The organism is Streptomyces flavotricini, assembly GCF_020639365.1.
Taxonomy (GTDB): Bacteria; Actinomycetota; Actinomycetes; order Streptomycetales; family Streptomycetaceae; genus Streptomyces; species Streptomyces flavotricini.
On record NZ_JAINUL010000001.1, the window covers coordinates 2,112,383 to 2,131,880 of the forward strand.

15 protein-coding genes and 1 pseudogene are annotated in these 19,498 nt (G+C 74.4%); 10 read left to right on the plus strand and 6 right to left on the minus strand.

The annotated features are described in order from the left end of the window. Nucleotides 1-8 precede the first annotated feature (8 nt). The 3 genes from K7B10_RS09710 to K7B10_RS09720 all read right to left on the minus strand — a co-directional run bounded on the left by K7B10_RS09710 (nt 9) and on the right by K7B10_RS09720 (nt 3,249). Complete coding sequence (locus K7B10_RS09710; RefSeq protein ID WP_229335685.1) at nt 9-1,259, minus strand: MBL fold metallo-hydrolase; 1,251 nt, start codon at nt 1,257-1,259, stop codon at nt 9-11. A 44-nt stretch (nt 1,260-1,303) separates the two neighbouring features. Further along, nucleotides 1,304-2,530, minus strand: a complete 1,227-nt coding sequence (locus tag K7B10_RS09715; RefSeq protein ID WP_229335687.1) for an aminotransferase class I/II-fold pyridoxal phosphate-dependent enzyme — start codon at nt 2,528-2,530, stop codon at nt 1,304-1,306. Between the two features lie 146 nt (nt 2,531-2,676). Then, nucleotides 2,677-3,249, minus strand: a complete 573-nt coding sequence (locus K7B10_RS09720; RefSeq protein ID WP_229335689.1) for a TIGR03086 family metal-binding protein — start codon at nt 3,247-3,249, stop codon at nt 2,677-2,679. A 194-nt stretch (nt 3,250-3,443) separates the two neighbouring features. On the opposite strand from K7B10_RS09720, the gene K7B10_RS09725 reads away from it, so the two are divergent. From K7B10_RS09725 to K7B10_RS09745, 5 genes are all read left to right on the plus strand, one after another. Then, entirely contained in the window at nt 3,444-4,271 is an 828-nt protein-coding gene (locus tag K7B10_RS09725) for a class I SAM-dependent methyltransferase (protein WP_229335691.1), read from the plus strand. 76 nt (nt 4,272-4,347) lie between these two features. After that, nucleotides 4,348-4,791, plus strand: a complete 444-nt coding sequence (locus K7B10_RS09730; RefSeq protein ID WP_229335693.1) for an SRPBCC family protein — start codon at nt 4,348-4,350, stop codon at nt 4,789-4,791. A 271-nt stretch (nt 4,792-5,062) separates the two neighbouring features. Continuing rightward, nucleotides 5,063-5,896, plus strand: a complete 834-nt coding sequence (locus K7B10_RS09735; protein ID WP_229335694.1) for a M55 family metallopeptidase — start codon at nt 5,063-5,065, stop codon at nt 5,894-5,896. A gap of 1 nt (nt 5,897) precedes the next feature. Further along, a complete protein-coding gene (locus K7B10_RS09740) occupies nt 5,898-7,256 on the plus strand; it encodes a M20/M25/M40 family metallo-hydrolase (protein WP_229335696.1) in 1,359 nt (452 codons plus the stop codon). A 41-nt stretch (nt 7,257-7,297) separates the two neighbouring features. Beyond that, a complete protein-coding gene (locus tag K7B10_RS09745; RefSeq protein WP_229335698.1) occupies nt 7,298-9,337 on the plus strand; it encodes a prolyl oligopeptidase family serine peptidase in 2,040 nt (679 codons plus the stop codon). Here K7B10_RS09745 and K7B10_RS09750 read toward each other — a convergent pair. Together K7B10_RS09750 and K7B10_RS09755 are read right to left on the minus strand one after the other, a co-directional pair. Continuing rightward, nucleotides 9,334-10,650, minus strand: a complete 1,317-nt coding sequence (locus K7B10_RS09750) for a serine hydrolase domain-containing protein (protein WP_229335700.1) — start codon at nt 10,648-10,650, stop codon at nt 9,334-9,336. The genes K7B10_RS09745 and K7B10_RS09750 overlap by 4 nt on opposite strands. Before the next feature lie 122 nt (nt 10,651-10,772). Then, nucleotides 10,773-11,513, minus strand: a complete 741-nt coding sequence (locus tag K7B10_RS09755; RefSeq protein WP_229335702.1) for a hypothetical protein — start codon at nt 11,511-11,513, stop codon at nt 10,773-10,775. An 11-nt stretch (nt 11,514-11,524) separates the two neighbouring features. Between K7B10_RS09755 and K7B10_RS09760 the strand changes: the two genes are divergently transcribed. From K7B10_RS09760 to K7B10_RS09780, 5 genes and pseudogenes are all read left to right on the plus strand, one after another. Further along, nucleotides 11,525-12,082: a GNAT family N-acetyltransferase gene (locus K7B10_RS09760; protein ID WP_229335703.1), complete on the plus strand. Its 558-nt coding sequence runs from the start codon at nt 11,525-11,527 to the stop codon at nt 12,080-12,082. A gap of 89 nt (nt 12,083-12,171) precedes the next feature. Further along, a complete protein-coding gene (locus K7B10_RS09765) occupies nt 12,172-14,139 on the plus strand; it encodes a DUF5107 domain-containing protein (RefSeq protein ID WP_229335705.1) in 1,968 nt (655 codons plus the stop codon). Nucleotides 14,140-14,261: 122 nt separating this feature from the next. Continuing rightward, nucleotides 14,262-15,302, plus strand: coding sequence for an Rv2578c family radical SAM protein (locus K7B10_RS09770; RefSeq protein ID WP_229335707.1), 1,041 nt, complete (start codon nt 14,262-14,264; stop codon nt 15,300-15,302). A 112-nt stretch (nt 15,303-15,414) separates the two neighbouring features. Further along, a pseudogene (locus tag K7B10_RS09775) lies at nt 15,415-17,035 on the plus strand (alpha/beta hydrolase). Between the two features lie 108 nt (nt 17,036-17,143). Next, a complete protein-coding gene (locus K7B10_RS09780) occupies nt 17,144-18,550 on the plus strand; it encodes an acyltransferase family protein (protein WP_229335709.1) in 1,407 nt (468 codons plus the stop codon). Nucleotides 18,551-18,629: 79 nt separating this feature from the next. On the opposite strand, the gene K7B10_RS09785 is transcribed toward K7B10_RS09780, so the two are convergent. Then, nucleotides 18,630-19,190: a HEAT repeat domain-containing protein gene (locus K7B10_RS09785; protein WP_229335711.1), complete on the minus strand. Its 561-nt coding sequence runs from the start codon at nt 19,188-19,190 to the stop codon at nt 18,630-18,632. Nucleotides 19,191-19,498 lie beyond the last annotated feature (308 nt).

The following is a 19,498-nucleotide window of genomic DNA, read 5'->3' on the forward strand; positions in this document are numbered from 1 at the left end:
CGTCCCGGCTACGCCCCTCCGGCGCCGGCGCCGGGCCGGAGGGCGCGCGAGCCGCCGATGGGAAGGTCCCAGAGGTCCTCCCGGGGCAGACCGGCCCGGGCCCAGGCCGCCCGGACCCGCTCCAGCGGTTCCGTCACCGGCTCCGCCGACAGGACGAACGTGCCCCAGTGCATCGGCGCCATCCTCCTCGCGCCCACGTCCCGGCACGCCTGAACGGCCTCCTCCGGGTCGGCGTGGACATCCCTCAGCCACCACCTGGGCGCGTACGCCCCGATCGGCAGCAGCGCCAGGTCGATCCCCGGATGGCGCCGCCCGATCTCCCCGAACCAGTGCCCGTACCCGGTGTCCCCCGCGAAGTACACCTTCATCGGCGACCCGCCGGCCCGCGCGTCGCTGAGCACCCAACCGCCCCACAGCGTCCGGCACGTGTCGAGAAGCGACCGCTTCGACCAGTGGTGCGCCGGGACGAACTCGAAGCGCACGCCGTCCAGTTCGGCGCACTCCCACCAGTCGAGCTCGGTGACCCGGCTGAAGCCGCGGCGCCGGCACCAGCGGGCCAGGCCGGCCGGGACGAAGAGCGGGGTGTGCCGGGGCAGCCGCTTGAGGGTGGGGGCGTCCAGGTGGTCGTAGTGGTTGTGGCTGATCACCACCGCGTCCACCGGCGGCAGTTCCTCCCAGCGCACGCCGACCGGGGTCATCCGCGCCGGCGTGCCGAGGATGCGCCGCGACCAGACCGGGTCGGTCAGCACGGTCAGCCCGCCGATCCGCAGCACCCAGCTGGCGTGGCCCGCCCAGGTGGCGCAGAGCGTCCCGGGGCCGGCCGCGGGCAGCGGGGCGGGGGCGTACGGGAGGTCGGGGATGCCGCGCAGCCCTTCGGGGCCGGGCCGGAACGCGCCCTCGCGCGCGAGCCGGGCGAAGGCCCGCACCCCGGGCAGCGGGGTGGTCAGCCGGTCGGCGAAGGACCGTGGCCAGCTCCGCACCTCCCCCAACGGCCGCGGCCCGGCGGGACCGGGACCCGGGCGGCCGGCCCCGGGGCGGGGCGTAGGGCGGGGCGGGGCGTCGCGGCGGTGCCCGGTGTCGCGGCGGGGCGCGGCACCGGGGCGGGCCGTTGCCGCGGGGTCCGCGGTCGCGGGGTCCGCGGTCGCGGGGTCTGCGCTCGTGAGGTCCGCACTCGTGAGGTCCGCACTCGTGAGGTCCGCACTCGCGGGGTCCGCGGTCGTGGCGCCCGGGGGTGCGGGGGTGTCCGTCCGGTCCCTCATCAAGAGCTCTCCGTTCACCGCACAGCGGGCTCGTATCGGTCAGGTCAGGAGCTCAGGGCGGCCAGGACCGATCCGAGCAGGTCCAGGGAGCGCCGTACGTGCGGGAGACCGAGGGGGTCGCGCGCGGTGAGCGCGGCGAGCCGCTCCTGCGGGGTGGCGCCGAGCAGCGGGCCCGTCGACAGGCGGACGCGCAGCGCGCCCAGCTCGTCGGCGAAGCGCTGCCCGCCCGGGGTGGGCGCACCGAGCCGGCCGCCCAGGTAGTCCTCCAGCTCCATCGCGTCGCGTACCCCGCGCCGGGCCAGTCCGGCGCGCAGCGGGGACAGGTCGGCGTACAGGTGGCGCCCGGCCTGCGGCGGCCGGGCGAGCGCGCCCACGGCCAGCAGCTCCCGATGGGCCGCCGCGGCCACCGCCCCGTGCAGCGCCGCCGCGGCGTAGGCGCGCCCGGCGACGGCGTCCGGTTCGTCGAGCGCGTACGCCGCGGCCCCGGCGACCGGGCCCGCGACCAGGGCCCCGGTCGCGGTGAGGACGTCGAGGGTGCGGGCCCGCAGCCAGGTGCCGCGCGGGGTGCCGGGGAAGCGGACCACGGCCGCGGGCCACCCGGCGGGCAGCAGCGCCCCGGACAGGTCGAGGAGTACGGCGGCCTGGTCGGGCAGCATCTCGGCGGGGCTCAGGACGAGGGTGTCGTGCGGCCGGTGGACGGTGTCGCGCCAGCTCTCGTCGCTGACGACGAACAGCCCGGCGTCCCCGGCGGCCTCGCAGGCCTCGCGCAGCATTTCGGGCGGGGGCACGGTCGCCGTCGGGTCGTCGGCCACGGACAGCAGCAGCACGCGCGGGTCGCCGCCCTCGGCGCGCACCCTCCGTACGGTCTCCAGCAGGGCGTACGGATCCGGGATGCCCCCGCACTCGGCCGGGGTCGGCACGTGGTAAGCCCGCCGCCCCAGCAATCGGACCTGCGGGGTCCACCATGCGGGACACGGCCGGGGCAGCATCACATCGCCGCCGTAGGCGCCGAGCAGCGCCAGCAGCAGGGCGGGAGCGCCGGGCCCGGCGGCCACGTTCTCCGGCGCGGTGGGCAGCCCGCGCCGCCCCCAGTGCCGGCAGGCGGCCTCGCGTACCGACTCCCCGCCGCCCGGGGGTTCGGGGGCGGACCGCTTGGCGGCGGCGGCGATCACGGCGGTGAGTTCGGGGAGCACGGGCAGGCCGGGCTGGGGGGCGGGCGGCCCGTAGCGGACCGGACCCCGGCCCTCCGCCGTGCGCTGCGTCCCCGGCACCTCGCCCCGCCTTCCCCGTTCCGAAGCCGTATCCGTACGTACCCGTTCGTACCCGTACCCGTACCGCCGGCCCGATCGGCCATGCCCTTTATACGGTGATTCGCGAGGGAACGCCTGTTGTCGTCCTCCGCCGGACGGCAGGGGGTTCAGCCCTTCCTGCCCACCAGGGCCAGCAGCCGGGTCTGGGCGTTCGCGCCCGCCGGTATGTCCAGCGGCGCGGCGAACATGCCGCTGGCCGCGAGCCCGTCGGCGTACGGCATGACCTCCTTGAGGGCGAATTCGACCAGATCGTCGGGGAGCCGGTCGTCGGCGCCGATCCCCCGCGAGAGGTCCCAGGCGTGTACGACGCAGTCCACGGTCAGCTCCGCGCAGTAGGCCCGGCCCAGCGCGGGCCCGTACGAGAGCCTGACCGTGCGGTCCAGCGCCCCGGGCGCGGTGAACGCGGCGTGCGCGGCGGCAGAGGCCCGCTCCCAGGCGGCGGCCGGGTCCTCGCCGATCACGTCACCGGAGAAGGCGTCGCCGATCTCCTCGACGGTCCGCCCCTCGGTGACCATCGGCGGGATCCAGAGCTGCTCGCCGGTGACGTGGTTGACCAGGTCGCGGACGGTCCATTCCGTACAGGGGGTGGGGGCGCCCCATTGGCCGTCCCCGACGGCGCGCACCCGATCGCCGAAGAACCGCAGGGCCTCGGCGTGCTGTTCGAGCAGCGTGTCCGGCATGGCTCTCACCGTCCTCTGGCAGGGGACCGGATCTCTGGAGCCCACTGTCCTCGCCCCTCCCTCCCCCTGCCACTGACCCGTCCACCCTCCTTGCCCCACAAGGGTGTTGTCCACATGTCAAAACGCATATCTCATCCACCGAACATATCCCCTACGGTGATCACAATGCTTCGACGACGAGGAGGAGTCGGCTCATGAGTGCCGAGGAGACGAAGGAAACCGCCGTCTACACGCACGGGCACCACGAATCCGTACTGCGCTCGCACCGCTGGCGCACCGCGGCGAACTCCGCGGCGTACCTGATCGGCGAGCTGCGGCCGGGGATGTCGGTGCTGGACGTGGGCTGCGGCCCGGGCACCATCACGGCGGACCTGGCGGAACTGGTCGCGCCGGGCGGCCGGGTGACCGCGGTCGACGCGGCGCGCGACGTCCTGGAGCAGGCCGCGCAGTACGTGGCGGAGCGCGGCCTGACGGACGCGGTCGCCTTCGCCACCGCGGACGTCCACGCGCTGGACTTCCCGGACGACTCCTTCGACGTGGTCCACGCCCACCAGGTGCTCCAGCACGTCGGCGACCCCGTACGGGCGCTGCGCGAGATGCGCCGGGTGTGCCGGCGGGGCGGGATCGTGGCCGTCCGGGACGCCGACTACGCGGCGATGACCTGGTACCCGGCCGAGCCGGGCCTGGACGAGTGGCAGGCCCTGTACCGCCGCGTGGCCCGCGCGAACGGCGGCGAACCGGACGCCGGGCGCCGCCTGCTGTCCTGGGCGCGGGCTGCCGGGTTCGCGCAGGTGGCCTCGTCGGCGACGGCCTGGTGCTACGCCACTCCGGAGGAGACCGCGTGGTGGTCCTCCCTGTGGGCGGACCGTACGACGGCCTCGTCCTACGCCTCCCTCGCGACGCGCGGCGGCCACGCGACCCCGGCCGGCCTGGCCGCCGTCGCCGAGTCCTGGCACCGCTGGGCCGCCTCCCCGGACGCCTGGTTCTCGGTCTTGAACGCAGAGATCCTGGCCCGGGCCTGAGTCCCGGATTTGGGCGCGTGCCCCGGAGGTGGTTGGCTTGCCGCGACGAGCGGACACAACTGCTGGAGGAACAGCTATGGCGCAGGTCGAGGCCACCACGGAGCGGATCATCGCGGCTGACGCGGAGACGGTGTTCGACGCGCTGGCGGACTACACCGGAACCCGGGGGAAGCTGCTGCCCGAGCACTTCAGCGAGTACGAGGTGCGCGAGGGCGGCGACGGTGAGGGCACCCTCGTCCACTGGAAGCTCCAGGCCACCAGCAAGCGCGTGCGCGACTGCCTGCTGGAGGTCACCGAGCCGACCGACGGCCAGCTCGTGGAGAAGGACCGCAACTCCACCATGGTCACGACCTGGGTCGTCACCCCGGCCGGCGAGGGCAAGTCCAAGGCCGTGGTCACCACCGTCTGGAACGGCGCCGGCGGCATCGGCGGCTTCTTCGAGCGCACCTTCGCCCCCAAGGGCCTCGGCCGCATCTACGACACCCTGCTGGACAACCTGGCCACCGAAGTCGAGGGCTGAGCAAGGCGGTTGCCTTGGGGCCGGCACTGCTGCCGGCACCCCGGTCGGCCTGCTGCCGGCACTGCCGCCCGCGCCGGCGGCTCACCGGATCGGGTGGATTTCCCGGCCGATGTGAGACCCCGGCCCGGGCGTGGCCCCGGGCCGGAGCCGCCCCCGGCGGCTAGGCTGGACGCCTGCGCGGAAGCAGCGGGCAGGCCTGCCCGGACGCCTTCGTCGGGGTCGGCCGCCCTGCGGTGACGCGCCGTGCGCAGCCGACCGCCCGGGGGGCCCGATGAAGATCCTCGTCTCCGCCGACATGGAAGGCGCCACGGGCGTCACCTGGCCCGGCGACGTCCTGCCCGGCACCCCCCAGTGGGAGCGCTGCCGCCCCATGTTCACCTCGGACGTGAACGCGGCCGTCCTCGGGTTCCTCGACGGCGGCGCCGACGGGGTCCTCATCAACGAGGCACACTGGAGCATGCGGAACCTGCTGCTCGAACAGCTCGACGAGCGGGCCGAGCTGCTCACCGGCCGCCACAAGACCCTCACCATGGTCGAGGGGGTCCAGCACGGCGACGTCGACGGCATCGCGTTCGTCGGCTACCACACCGGCGCGGGCTCCGAGGGGGTCCTCGCGCACACCTACCTCGCCAACTCCATCACCGGGGTCTGGCTGAACGGGACCCGCGCGAGCGAGGGGCTGCTCAACGCGCACGTCGTCGCCGAGTACGGAGTGCCCGTCATCCTCGTCACCGGCGACGACCTGACCTGCGTCGACGCCGACGGCTACGCGCCGGACGCGATGAAGGTCGCCGTCAAGGACCACGTCTCGCGCTACGCCGCCGTCTGCCGCACCCCGGCCCGTACCGCCGCCGACATCCGGGCCGCCGCCAAGCAGGCCACGGCCCTCGCCGGTCGCCGGGATCCCGTGCGGGGCGGTCCGTACACCGTGGAGCTGGAGTTCGACGCCGTACACCTGGCGATGTCCGCCACCGTCGTCCCGGGCGTCGAACGCTTCGGGGAGCGCAGGGTCGCGTACACCACCGAGACGATGTACGAGGGGATCCGCACCTTCAAGGCGGTCACGACGGTCGTCTCGGCGGCCGTGGAGGAGCAGTATGGCTGACATGCCCGCAGTCACCCAGGAGTCGCCGGCGGACCGGGAGTCCCCCGTCGACCAGGTCGCGCTCGACGAAGCCGTCGACTTCACCTCCGGCCTCATCCGCATCGACACCACGAACCGGGGCGGCGGCGACTGCCGCGAGCGCCCCGCCGCCGAGTACGTGGCCGAGCGGCTCGCCGCGGCCGGCCTGGAGCCGGTCCTGCTGGAGCGCACGCCCGGCCGCACCAACGTGGTGGCCCGGATCGAGGGAACCGACCCCGGCGCCGAGGCCCTCCTCGTCCACGGCCACCTCGACGTGGTCCCCGCCGAGGCCGCCGACTGGAGCGTGGACCCCTTCTCCGGGGAGATCCGCGACGGGGTGGTCTGGGGCCGCGGCGCCGTCGACATGAAGAACATGGACGCGATGGTGCTGGCCGTCGTACGGGCCTGGGCACGGGCGGGCATCCGGCCGCGCCGGGACATCGTGATCGCCTACACCGCCGACGAGGAGGACAGCGCGGTCGACGGCTCGGGCTTCCTCGCCGACCGGCACGCGCACCTCTTCGAGGGCTGTACGGAGGGCCTGAGCGAATCCGGCGCCTTCACCGTGCACAACGGCCCCGGCCAGACCCTCTACCCGATCGCGGCCGGCGAACGCGGCACCGCCTGGCTGAAGTTGACCGCCCAGGGCGCGGCCGGTCACGGCTCCAAACCCAACCGGGCCAACGCCGTCAGCCGGCTCGCCGGGGCCGTGGCCCGGATCGGGGAGTACCGCTGGCCCGTCCGGCTCACCGACACCGTCGCCGCCTGCATCACCCGTCTCGCCGCGCTCCAGGGCCTGTCGGTCGATCCCCGCGCCCGCGGCTTCGACACCGACGCGGTCCTCGGCAAGCTCGGCCCGGCCGGACTCCTCGTCGAGGCGACCGTGCGCAACAGCGCCAACCCGACGATGCTCAGCGCCGGTTACAAGCTCAACGTCATCCCGGGTACGGCCACCGCGTACGTGGACGGCCGGATGCTGCCCGGCACCGAGGCCGAGTTCATCGCCACCCTCGACGAGCTCACCGGCCCCGACGTCAGCTGGGAGTTCCACCACCGCGAGGTGGCCCTCGAAGCCCCCGTGGACGGGCGGACGTTCGGGATCCTGAGCGAGTCCGTGGAACGCTTCGACCCCGACGGCCACGTGGTGCCGTTCTGCATGGCGGGCGGCACCGACGCCAAGCAGTTCTCCCGGCTCGGGATCACCGGATACGGCTTCTCCCCGCTGAAGCTGCCACCCGGCTTCGACTACTGGGCCCTCTTCCACGGCGTGGACGAGCGGGTCCCCGTCGACGCCCTGCACTTCGGAGTGCGCGTCCTCGACCACGCCCTGCGGACCCTGTGATGGTGACCCCGTGATGGTGATGCTGTGATGGTGAGCCGGTGATGGCGGTGCCGACCGGGCCCTACGGAAGCTGGCCCTCGCCCCTCGACGCGGCCGCCGCCGCATCGCTCGACGGGCGCCCCGAGTACGTGGGCACCGTCGGCCCCGAAGTGTGGTGGACCGAGCCCCGCCCGGCGGAGGGCGGCCGCCGCACCCTCGTGCGCCGGCCCGCCGACGGCGGCCCCGAGACCCCGGTGCTGCCGGCCCCGTGGAACGTCCGCAGCCGGGTCACCGAGTACGGCGGCCGGCCCTGGGCGGGCACCGAACGGCCCGCGGGCGGGCCCCTGCTGGTCTTCGTCCACTTCGCCGACCAGCGGCTGTACGCGTACGAGCCCGACGCGCCCGGCGACGGCCGCGTACCGCGGCCCCTCACCCCCGTCTCCTCGGTCGGCGGCGGACTGCGCTGGGCCGACCCCGTCCTGCGCGGCGGCGAAGTCTGGTGCGTACTGGAGGAGTTCACCGGACCGGCGCCGACCGACGTGCGCCGAGTGCTGGCCGCCGTACCGCTGGACGGCTCGGCCTCCGAGGACCGCTCCCTCGTACGCGAACTCGGCGACGACCGGCACCGGTTCACCACCGGGCCGCGGCTCTCCCCCGACGGACTGCAGGCGGCCTGGCTGGTGTGGGACCACCCGCGGATGCCGTGGGACGGCACCGAGGTGCGCCTCGCCGAGGTCAAGCCCGACGGGACGCTGGCCGGGGCCCGGACCGTGCTCGGCGGCCCGGAGGAGGCCGTCGCCCAGGTGGAGTGGACCTCCGGCGGGGCCCTCCTCGCCGTCAGCGACCGCAGCGGCTGGTGGAACCCGTACCGCGTGGACCCGGCGACCGGCGAGGCCGTCAACCTGTGCCCGCGCGAAGAGGAGTTCGGCGGCCCGCTGTGGAAGCCCGGACTGAGCTGGCTGGCGCCGCTCCCCGGAGGGCTCGTCGCCGTCCTGCACGGCCAGGGTGCCTCCGTGCTCGGTGTCCTCGACCCGGAGACCGGCGACCTGGTGGACGCCGCCGGGCCGTGGACGGCCTGGCAGCCGACGCTCGCCACGTACGGCAACCGCGTGTACGGGGTCGCGGCCAGCCCGCGCAGCGCCTACGAGGTGGTCGAGCTCGACGTCGAGGACGGTCACGCGCGGGTGGTCGGCGCGGCCGGGGTGGACCCGGTGGACCCTTCGTACTACCCCGAACCGCAGACCCGGACCTTCCTCGGCCCGGGCGGCCGGGAGATCCACGCCCACGTCTACCCGCCGCACCACCCCGCGCGCCGGGCCCCCGCCGACGAACTGCCCCCCTACGTGGTGTGGGCGCACGGTGGCCCCACCGACCACGTGCCACCCGTACTCGACCTGCACATCGCGTACTTCACCTCGCGCGGCATCGGCGTGGCCGAGGTGAACTACGGTGGCTCCAGCGGCTACGGGCGCGCCTACCGGGAGCGGCTGCGCGAGCAGTGGGGCGTCGTGGACGTGGAGGACTGCGCGGCGGTGGCCCGGGCACTGGCCGCCGAGGGCACCGCCGACCCGGCCCGGCTCGCCATCCGCGGCGGCAGCGCGGGCGGCTGGACGGCGGCGGCCTCGCTGGCGGCCACCGACCTGTACGCGTGCGGCACGGTCATCTACCCCGTGCTGGACCTGCTGGGCTTCGCCGAGGAGACCCACGACCTGGAGTCCCACTACATCGACGGCCTGGCAGGACCCCCGCAGACCCTGGCCGTACGGTGCCGGGAGCGCTCACCGCTGGCCCGCGCCGGGCGGATCACCGCACCCTTCGTACTGCTGCAGGGGCTGGAGGACCCGGTCTGCCCGCCGGCCCAGGCGGAGCGCTTCCTGGCCGCGCTGCGGGGACGGCCGGTGCCGCACGCGTACGTCGCCTTCGAGGGCGAGGGCCACGGATTCCGCCGGGCGGACACCATGGTCCGCGCACTGGAGGCGGAACTCTCCCTGTACGCGCAGGTGTTCGGCATCGAGCGGACGGACGTCCCGCGGCTGGCACTGGAGCCGAGCACGGCGGCGGAGCCGGCCGCGACACCGGCGGCGGAGCCGGAACGGCCCTAACCCGTGGGGAGGTCGAGCCCGGTGTAGATCTGGTTGAGCACGGTGGGCAGCAGGGCCTGGGCGGTGGTCCGGCCGTCGGGGGCCACGGTGAGGTTCGTCCAGATCACGAGCGTGACGTCGTTGACCGGGTCGTGGCCGATGAAGGAGTTGAAGCCCGGGAGTTCGCCGCCGTGGTAGTACATCGCCGCGTTCGGGCCGAAGCGCTGGTACGCGATGCCGTAGCCGTACTTCTGGCCGTCGGGCGCGGCCGGGTCCTCGGCCTGGGGGCCGTGGAGCCAGTGCTGTTGGGATGCGGGGCCGAGGACCTTGCCCGTCACCAGGGAGCGGATCCAGGTGGCCAGGTCGTCGGCGGTGGAGACGGCCCCGCCCGCGGCGGTGGCGTAGGAAGGGTTCTGGCGGGTGTAGTCCACGGGCCGGAGCTTCCCGGTCTGCGCCGCCTCGCGCATCGAGGCGGAGTACGGGTCGTCGGCCAGGGCGTAGGCCGAACCGCCGTACATGTAGCCGTGCGCGGAGGGCTCGGGCAGCGAGCGGTCGTCCGCGGCCGGCAGGAAGGTCCCCTTCAGTCCGAGCGGGGTGAACAGCCGCTCCCGGAACTGCCGGGCCAGGGGCCGGCCGCCGGCCTTCTCCGCCACCAGGCCCAGCAGGGCGTAGTTGGTGTTGGAGTACTCGTAGGAAGCGCCGGGCGCGAAGTTCGGCGGGTGCCGGAAGGCGATGGCCAGGACCTGCTGCGGGGTCCAGACCTTGCCAGGGTCGGCGTCCAGCGTCGCCGCGAGTTCGGGGGCGCCGGTGTAGTTGTAGAGGCCGCTGCGCATCTTCAGGAGTTCGGCGAGGGTGATGTGTTCGCCGTTCGGCACCCCCGGGACGTAGGCGGACACCGGGTCGGTCAGCCGGAGCTTGCCGTCCTGGGCGAGGAGCATGATCAGCGCTGCCGTCATGGTCTTCGTGTTGGAGGCGATCCGAAAGTGGTCGCCCGTGTCCGGCGGTGTGCTCTTGCCCAGCTCCGAGGTGCCGACGATCGCCCGGTAGGTGCCCTGCGGGGTGCGCAGCAGCACGACCGCGCCGGGGACCGTCAGCTTCTTCGCCGCACGGTCGACGGTTGCCTGGAAGGCGGCCCGTTCGATGGGCTTCAGGGGCGACGGGATGCGGGTGGGGGCGGGGGCCGTCATGGTCGCCGCGGGCACGGGCGCGGGCGATGGACCGGTACGCGCCACGGCGAGGGCGGCCGCGCCGGGCGGAGAGCCGCCCCACACGATCAGGAGGGCGGCGCAGGGCGCCAGCAAGGCCGTACGCCGACGCGATCGGGAGGTCCTCATGCACTCACCCCAACCCGATTCGGGCAGAATCACCCAATCGTAGCAGCGCGGGCGAAACCGGGCCGCCTTGCCGCCCCAAGGCCCACCCGGAGGTCCGGGGCTTGGGAGCCCCGGGCCAGGCCCTACTGGGGGGTGTGCAGCCAGATGCGGAGCGGGCCCAGTGGGGTGAAACCGTGACGGAGGGCCGTGTCCAGGTCATCCCCGGACTCGTAGCCGACGACCGGGAGGCCGGGCCAGAGCTCCGCGACGGCGGCGAGGGCGCCCGCCCAGGCCTCGTCGTCGGGGGTTCCGTCCGCCGTGAAGACGTTGGAGAGGCCGACGACCGCGCCCGTACGGTTGGCGGCGGCCCCGGCGAGGACGCGCCCGTCCGCCGACCTCCCGGCCAGGAAGGCGATCTCCGGCGTGAGCAGGCCCGGGTGGAAGAGGCCCGTGCCCTCCCCGCCGCCCCACGCGGCCTCCCAGCCGGCCAGCTCCCCGGCATCCGCGACGCGGGTCCAGGCCAGGGCGGTGGCCGCCGCGGCCGGAGCCGGGGCGTTCGCCGGCCGGTGGATCCACTCGGCCCCGAACAGCACCTCGAAGCCCGCCGGGGCCAGGTCCAGCGCGGCGAAGCTGTCCTTGACGGAGCAGCCGGGGGACCCGGTGTCCATCGCGGCCAGCAGCGCCTCCGCCGGGGCTTCCCTCGTCAGGGTCACGCCGTCGGGGTAGTAGGGCGGGGTGCGACGCGCGCTGGTCCACGCGTCGGCCGTGAACGCGCCGCCGCCGCTCACCGCCGCGCACCACTCGGCGTTGTTGCGTACGGCCGCGCGCAGCAGTTCTTCGGTGTCCGTGTCGGTGATCACCCGGGACAGCCTGCCACAGCTCATAGCCTGGGGGGATGTCATATTCCACGTACCTGCGCGAGGGGGAGCACGTCGGGCTGCGCCCCTTCCGGCTGGCCGACGGCCCCGAGTTCACCGCACGCGTGCACGAGAGCCGGCACCTCCACCACCCCTGGCTGAACCCGCCGGCGACGGCGGAGGAGTACGAGGCGTACGCGAGGCCGCTCATCGAGGGCGCCGGCCGGGTGGGCTTCCTGGTGTGCGAGCGCGGGACCGGGGCCATCGCGGGCTTCGTCAACGTCAACAACATCGTGTACGGGGCCTTCGACTGCGGTGCGCTCGGCTACGGCGCCTTCGCGCACGCCGCCGGGCGGGGCCTGTTCCGCGAGGCGCTGGGGCTCGTCGTGGCGCAGGCCTTCGCCCCCGCGGACCAGGGTGGTCTGGGGCTGCACCGCCTGGAGGCCAACATCCAGCCGGGCAACGCGGCCTCCCTCGCGCTGGTCCGCGGAGCCGGGTTCCGGCGGGAGGGGTTCTCGCCGGACTTCCTCTTCGTCGACGGCGCCTGGCGCGACCACGAACGGTGGGCGATGACCGCCGAGATGTCCGGCGCGTAGCGCTCCGGCCAGGGCTTTGCGCAATCCTGACCGGTGGTGATCCGCGGAACCCCTGTGCACCGGCCGCCCCGGCGTGTTCCATTTCCTGCATGGCCACCACCGTCCGCCGCGCCGTACTGAACCTGCCCGCCGCCCCGTTGGGCCCCGAGAACCCCCTGCCCGTACTGTGCGCGCCCGTCGAAGCGCACACGCTCGACGAGCGCTCGCGCGAGGGGCTGCCGCGCGACATGGCCCGGCAGATCGGGTACGAGCCGTTGCGCTCGCTGCTGCCCGTACGGTTGCGGGACGGGTACCAACGGCGCAGGAAGGAGCGCGGGTTCGAGGCGGTCGTCCTCGAGAACGCGCACCTTCGCGTCACGGTGCTGCCCGGCCTCGGCGGCCGCGTCCACTCGCTCGTCCACGTGCCCACCGGCCGGGAACTCCTCTACCGCAACCCGGTGTTCCAGCCCGCCAACTTCGCCCTCAACGGCGCCTGGTTCTCCGGCGGCATCGAGTGGAACATCGGTGCCACCGGCCACACCACCCTCTCCTGTTCCCCGGTGCACGCCGCGCTCGTACCGGCGCCCGACGGAGGCGTGATGGTCCGGCTCTGGGAGTGGGAGCGGCTGCGCGACCTCCCCTTCCAGGTGGACCTGTGGCTGCCGCAGGACTCGGAGTTCCTGTACGTCGGCGTGCGCGTGCGCAATCCTCACGAACGGACCGCCCCCGTGTACTGGTGGTCCAACATCGCCGTCCCGGAGGATCCCGGCACGCGGGTGCTCGCCCCCGCCGACGAGGCCTGGCACTTCGGGTACGAGCGCGCGCTGCGGCGGATCCCCGTGCCGCGGTGGGAGGACGAGGACCGCACGTACCCGCTGCGCAGCGAGTACCCGGCCGACTTCTTCTACGAGGTCCCGGAGGGGGCCCGGCCGTGGATCGCCTCGCTCGACGCGGAGGGGCGCGGGCTCGTCCAGACCTCCACGGCCCGCCTGCGCGGGCGCAAGCTGTTCGTCTGGGGCTCGGGGGACGGCGGCCGGCGGTGGCAGGAGTGGCTGACCGAGCCCGGCACCGGCGGCTACGCCGAGATCCAGGCGGGTCTCGCCCGTACCCAGTTGGAGCACGTACGGCTCGAGGCCGGGGCGGAGTTCAGCTGGCTGGAGGCGTACGGACCGCTGGCCGCGGACCCGGGGGCGGTGCACGGCCCCGACTGGGCGTCGGCCCGCTCCGCCGCCGAGGCGGCCCTGGCGGCGGCACTGCCCCACGCGCGGGTCGAGGAGGCGTACGAGGCGTGGCGCGGGGCCGCCGACACCGAGCCCGGGGAGCGGCTGGCGGCGGGCTCGGGCTGGGGCGCGCTGGAGGTGCTGTGCGGCGGGTACGAGCTGCCCGGCACCCCGTTCGAGGCTGCGGGGCTCGGCGAAGCCCAGGCACCCTGGCTGGAGCTGTGGCGCACCGGGGTCTTCCCCGCCCCGCGGCGGGTGGCGCCGCCGGGGCCCAGCCTGGTCGCCCCGCACTGGCGGGACATGCTGGAGACGGCCCCGGCGGATCCGCTGACCGAGTACCACCTGGGCGTGGCCCAGTGGCACGCGGGCGATGTGGCGCAGGCGGTGCGCAGTTGGGAGCGCGGGCTGGCACTGGCGCCCTCGCGGTGGCCGCTGCTGCGCTGCCTGGCGGTGGCGGACGCGCTGGCCGGCGATCCGGCGCGGGCGGCGCAGCGGTACGCCGAGGCCTTCGACGACCTGGCCGAGGAGAGCCGGGGCGGCGAGCCGTGGACGGCCGCGGAGTCCGCGTTGGGGCGGGAGGCGATGACGGCGCTGCTGGCGGCCGGCCGGCTGCCGGCGGCGCGGGCGGTGTGGGACCGACTGCGGCCGGCGCTGCGCGAGGAGGGCCGGTTCCGGCTGCTGGCCGCGCGGCTGCTGGCGGCGGAGGGCCATGTGGGCGCGGCCCGCCGGGTGTTCGAGGAGGGCTTCGAACTCCCGGACCTGCGCGAGGGCGACGAGGTCCTGTCGGAGGTCTGGTCCCGCATCACGCACCGGCCGCTCCCTGCGACGTACGACTTCCGCATGCGCCCGCCGACGTAGGCCCGCGGCCCCCGGAGCCTGACGGGCATCTTGCCGTACTCCTTGCCCCGACCCGTCGCCCCTCGCACGATCATGGGAACATTTGTTCTATTCTCGGGCCCGAGACACCGAGGGAGACGCTCATGCGCTGGGACAATCTGACGGACGGGCCCCGGGGTCCCGAGCGGGCGGGCGCGCTCTTCGGGGCCGCCTCCGTGGTCACGCGGACCTTCGACACCCCGGAGTTCCGCGGGATCACCTTCCACGAGGTCCGCGCCCGCTCGGTCCTCAACCGGGTGCCCGGCGCCTCGCGCATGCCGTTCGAATGGACGGTCAACCCGTACCGCGGGTGCAGCCACGCCTGCGTGTACTGCTTCGCCCGCAAGACCCACGGCTACCTCGACCTCGACACCGGCATCGGTTTCGACTCGCAGATCGTCGTCAAGACCAACGCCCCCGAGCTGCTGCGCCGAGAACTCGCCTCGAGCCGGTGGGCCGGCGCTCACATCGCCATGGGGACCAACGTCGACTGCTACCAGCGCGCCGAGGGCCGCTACCGGCTGATGCCCGGGATCATCGAGGCCCTGCTCGAGCGGGCCAACCCCTTCTCCATCCTGACGAAGGGGACGCTGATCCTGCGCGACCTCCCCCTCCTGCGGCGGGCCGCCGCGGTCGCCGACGTCGGCATCTCCGTCTCCGTCGGCTTCACCGACACCGGCCTGTGGCGCACCGTCGAGCCCGGCACACCCTCCCCCGCCGCCCGGCTGGCCGCCGTACGGTCCCTCACCGACGCCGGCATCGAGTGCGGGGTGCTGATGGCCCCGGTCATCCCCTTCCTCGGGGACTCCCCCGCGCAGCTGCGGGCCACCGTCCGGACCGTCGCCGAGTCCGGGGCGACCTCCGTGACACCCCTGGTACTCCATCTGCGGCCGGGCGCCCGCGAGTGGTTCGCGGCGTGGCTGGCAGCCCACCACCCGCACCTCGTCGAACGGTACGAGCGGATGTACGCCGGCGGCTCGTACGCACCCACCTGGTACCAGCGCCAGATCACCCGGCAAGTCCACGAGCTCGCCGCCGAATTCGGCATCGGGCCCTCCCGGCGGGGCGCGGCCCGCCGGATCCCCGTCCCCGAACGCCCGGCCGGTTCGGCGCCCGCCGAGCCGGTCCAGCTCAGCCTCCTGTGACCTCGTACGGCCGCTGAAGGCTCATCACATCGGGCCAATCAGCGGACCAATCCCGCCTTCCGGGCGCGCTTTCCGGGACGATTCCGCCCAGAACCCTCGGCTGGGAGGCCCCATGCTCCACCCCGCGTACCCTGCGACCCCCGCGAAGAAGCGCGGCCCGCTGACGAAGCGCGCCGCCGTCCTGCTGTCCGTCGCCACCGCGACCGTGGCCGCCGTCGTCACGAGCCCGGCGGGCGCGGCGCCGGCGGGCGCGGCGCCGGCCGCCGCGGGCCGCCGCGCCCGCCGCGCTGCGCTGGACCGGCTGTGCGACCCCGCGCTATCCGACGCTGCAGTGCGCCTCCCTCAAGGTCCCGCTCGACCACGACCACCCGGCCGGCCGGCAGATCTCGCTGGCCCTGACCCGGGTCCCGCACACCGCCGCCACCTCGCAGGGTCCACTGCTCGTCAACCCCGGGGGGCCCGGCGGCAGCGGCCGGAGCCTGGCCGGCTTCATCGCCTCCGCGCTGCCCAAGGACGTGGCCGCCCAGTACGACGTCATCGGCTTCGACCCCCGGGGCGTCGGCAAGAGCGAGCCCGCCCTGGACTGCGGACCCGGACACTTCACCCCCGTGCGCCCGGACTCCGTACCCCTCGACGCGCGCACCGAGCAGGCCAACCTGGACCGGGTGAAGTCCTTCGCCGATTCCTGCCAGACCAGGCACGCGGACGTGCTCCCGTACATCGGCACCGTCTCGGCCGCCCGCGACGTCGAGGTGCTGCGCGGGGCCCTCGGCGCGGCGAAGGTCAGCTACTTCGGCTACTCGTACGGGACCTATCTGGGCGCGGTGTACGCCAAGCTCCACCCGGACCGGGTGCACCGCCTCGTCCTGGACTCCGTGGTCGACCCGGGCGGGGTCTGGTACGAGGACAACCTCGCCCAGGACCAGGCGTTCGACGCCCGCCACAAGTCCTTCCTGGCCTGGGTGGCCCAGTACGACGACAAGTACGGGCTGGGCACCGACCCGGCGGGGGTCGAGGAGCGCTGGTACGCGATGCGCGACGCCCTGCGCGGGACCCCGGCGGGCGGCAAGGTGGGCCCGGCGGAGCTGGAGGACACCTACATGCCGGGCAGCTACTACGACGGGTACTGGCCGGTCCTCGCCGAGGCCTTCTCCGCGTACGAGGTGGCCAAGGACCCCAAGCCCCTGGTGGCGGCGTACGAGCGGTTCGGGGCGGTGGAGCCCTCCGCGGGCAACGCCTACAGCGTGTACACGGCGGTGCAGTGCCGGGACTCGGCCTGGCCGAAGGACTGGAACCAGTGGCGTGCGGACATGTGGCGCACGCACGCGAAGGCCCCGTTCATGACCTGGAACAACGCCTGGTACAACGCCCCGTGCGCGTTCTGGAAGACGGAGCCGCTGGCGGCGCCGGACGTGACCAACGCCTCCCTCCCGCCGGCCCTGCTGCTCCAGGCCACGGAGGACGCGGCGACCCCGTTCGAGGGGGCGCTGAGCATGAAGGGGAAGCTCAAGGGATCGGCGCTGGTGGTCGAGGAGGGCGGCGGCAACCACGGGGTCGCGCTCAGCGGCAACAAGTGCCTGGACGAGAAGGTGGCGGCGTACCTGCGCAGCGGCCTGGCCTCGGACGCGACCTGCCCCGCCCAGCCGGCTCCGAAACCCACCACGGCCACCCGCGCGGCCACCCCGACCGCCGGCGGCACGGCCCTCCACGGCCTCCTGGGCTTCCGCGGGTAACCATCGACTCGCAGCCGTACGGGATGGTTTGCCCTGCTTCGCCCGACCCGCTCCCGACACCTCGGTGAACGGGCCCGGGACGGGCGGACATCGGCTAGGGTCCCTGCGGTGAAGAAGCTGATACCCCCCTTCCCCCGGCCGCGGGCCGCCGCGGCCCCGGGCTCCGCCGCCGGCGCCCGGCTCGGCTGGCTGGACGCCCTGCGCGGCATCGCCGCCCTGGTCGTGGTCCTGCACCACTTCGACGTGCTGCGGATGCTGCCCTTCGGCGGGATGGTCTGGCGGAACTTCGACCTCGGCGTCTTCGGGGTCATGCTCTTCTTCATCGTGAGCGGTTACATCATCCCGGCCTCGCTCGAGCGCCGGGGTGACGTCCGGGCCTTCTGGATCGGCCGGCTCTTCCGGATCTACCCCGCCGTCATCGTCGCGTTCGCCGCCGCGATCGTGATGCTGCCGGCCGGAGACGGCTCGGTCGCGCTGCTGCGCACCGGAGACGACCTCGCCTCGCTGGTCGCGAACGGCCTGATGCTCCAGGACATGCTGGGCGTCATCAACGGCATGAACGTCACCTGGACGCTCTGCTACGAGATGGTCTTCTACTTCTTCGTCACCGCCCTGTTCACCCGGGGCCTGCACCGGCACAGTGCCCCGATCGCGGTGGCCTTCGCCGGTGCCGCACTGGCGATCGGCACCGCCCTCGCCCCCCAGCTGCTGATCACGGAACTCGGCTCGGTCCGGCTGCTCCTGCTGATCGTCACGCCGATCGTGCTCCTGGGCTTCTGGGGCGTGCTCAGCGGCAACCGGAAGGCGACCGCGGCGGGCGCCCTGCTGCTCGGCGGACTCGGCCTGGTCCTCGTCACGCTCAACAGCCGGGCCGTCGCCTTCGAGACCTTGATGATCTTCGCGACGATGTTCGCCGGCACCGTCGTGTACCGGGCGCAGCACGGCACGATCGGCCGGGTTCCGGCACTGCTCGCCTGCGGGTCCGTGGTCCTCGCGGGCGTGCTCGTCGGATGGCTGTACAACCGGAACGGGGTCCAGGAGAGCACCTGGACCTCCGGCTGGAAGGCCTGGTCGCTCTCCTACCTCGCGGCCTGGATCCTGTTCGGCCTCTTCTTCCTGCTGCGGGGACGGCGCTTCCCGAAGCCGCTGACCTGGCTCGGCGCGATCAGCTTCTCGATGTACCTGCTGCACTTCCCGCTCCTGCGCACCGTCGGACCGCCGCTGGGCGTCCCGCCGATGCCCGAGTCCACGCTCGGGAAGGTCGCCTGGACGGCGATCTTCCTCACCGTGCTGATGGCCGCGAGCCACCTGATGTACCGCCTGGTCGAGCTGCCGGCGCAGCGCCTGGGCAAGCGGGTCCAGCGGGCGGCGGACCGGCGCCGCCCGGCCGTCGCCGGTGCCGCGACCGCAGCCGCCGTGCCCGATGCGGTCCCGCGCCGGCAGCCGGAGGGCGGCGAGGGCCGCGGAACCGGGACCGCCCCCGCACCGGGCGAGAAGGCTTCGGTCTCCGGCTGAGGGGACGGGCCGCACCGCGAAGGTCTCGGCCTCCGTGCGGAGTTCCGGGCGGACCGGGCGGCCGTCCGGGGCTGCGGCGTCAGCGCGGTGTGCGCAGTCGGCGCAGGGCCGCCGTCGCCGCCACCGCGAGGCGGGGGTGGGACTGGGCCCGGGTGAGGACCTCCCCGGCCCGCGGGTCGGCGAGGGAACCGAGGCCCTCCACGCAGGCCAGGGCCACCCGCCAGTACGGCTCGTGCGGGGACAGCAGCCGGGACAGCGTGGCGATGAGGACCGGTGCCGATTCGGGGGCGCGCAGGGTCGTGAGGAGCCGTACGGGCTGCAGGGCGTAGGCCGTGCGCAGGGTGTTGGTGGCCAGGGCCGCCGCCGCCCGGGCGGTGCGCGGGTCGCCCAGGGCGGCGAGCGCCTCGGCGGCGGCCGCGCAGCGCGGCGGGTCGCGGTGGTTGAGCAGCAGCACCAGCGGCTCGAAGGCGCGCCGGTCCCCGGCCAGCCCGAGCCGGTACGCGGCCAGTTCGCGGGCCCACAGGGGCAGGCCGGCGGAGGTCAGGGAGGCGGCCAGCGCGTCGGGATCCGCCGCGAGCAGCTCCCCGTACCGCGGGGACTCCCCGGATTCCGTTCGCAGGCGCTCCAGCACGGTGTTCACCCGGTCACCCTAGGGCGGCGCGGCCGCCGCCACGCCGGGTTTCCGCAGATGACTGATCGATGATCGATGATCGGTACATTTGGGCGGTACAGGTCACATCTCCGTGCTCTGGCGCGGCAGTTACCGGCGGGTTACGCTCCCTTCAACGTACGAGGCCGGCCTGGTGACGCAGCCGCCCCGTACCAGTCGGTCCGGTAGCTCCCACGACTCCCGTGCACCAGCTACCCCTGCTGCCTTTCGTGTACGGCGCGACCCCGGGACAGGGTCCGCCGTTCTCCGCCCCGCGTTTCCTCGCGGGCCGGACCTCC

Coding starts and splice junctions, on each gene's coding strand:
- K7B10_RS09710 (WP_229335685.1), bottom strand. CDS start 1,259: ATGAGGGACCGGACGGACACCCCCGCACCCCCGGGCGCCACGACCGCG.
- K7B10_RS09720 (WP_229335689.1), bottom strand. CDS start 3,249: ATGCCGGACACGCTGCTCGAACAGCACGCCGAGGCCCTGCGGTTCTTC.
- K7B10_RS09725 (WP_229335691.1), top strand. CDS start 3,444: ATGAGTGCCGAGGAGACGAAGGAAACCGCCGTCTACACGCACGGGCAC.
- K7B10_RS09730 (WP_229335693.1), top strand. CDS start 4,348: ATGGCGCAGGTCGAGGCCACCACGGAGCGGATCATCGCGGCTGACGCG.
- K7B10_RS09735 (WP_229335694.1), top strand. CDS start 5,063: ATGAAGATCCTCGTCTCCGCCGACATGGAAGGCGCCACGGGCGTCACC.
- K7B10_RS09740 (WP_229335696.1), top strand. CDS start 5,898: ATGCCCGCAGTCACCCAGGAGTCGCCGGCGGACCGGGAGTCCCCCGTC.
- K7B10_RS09745 (WP_229335698.1), top strand. CDS start 7,298: ATGGCGGTGCCGACCGGGCCCTACGGAAGCTGGCCCTCGCCCCTCGAC.
- K7B10_RS09750 (WP_229335700.1), bottom strand. CDS start 10,650: ATGAGGACCTCCCGATCGCGTCGGCGTACGGCCTTGCTGGCGCCCTGC.
- K7B10_RS09755 (WP_229335702.1), bottom strand. CDS start 11,513: ATGAGCTGTGGCAGGCTGTCCCGGGTGATCACCGACACGGACACCGAA.
- K7B10_RS09760 (WP_229335703.1), top strand. CDS start 11,525: ATGTCATATTCCACGTACCTGCGCGAGGGGGAGCACGTCGGGCTGCGC.
- K7B10_RS09765 (WP_229335705.1), top strand. CDS start 12,172: ATGGCCACCACCGTCCGCCGCGCCGTACTGAACCTGCCCGCCGCCCCG.
- K7B10_RS09770 (WP_229335707.1), top strand. CDS start 14,262: ATGCGCTGGGACAATCTGACGGACGGGCCCCGGGGTCCCGAGCGGGCG.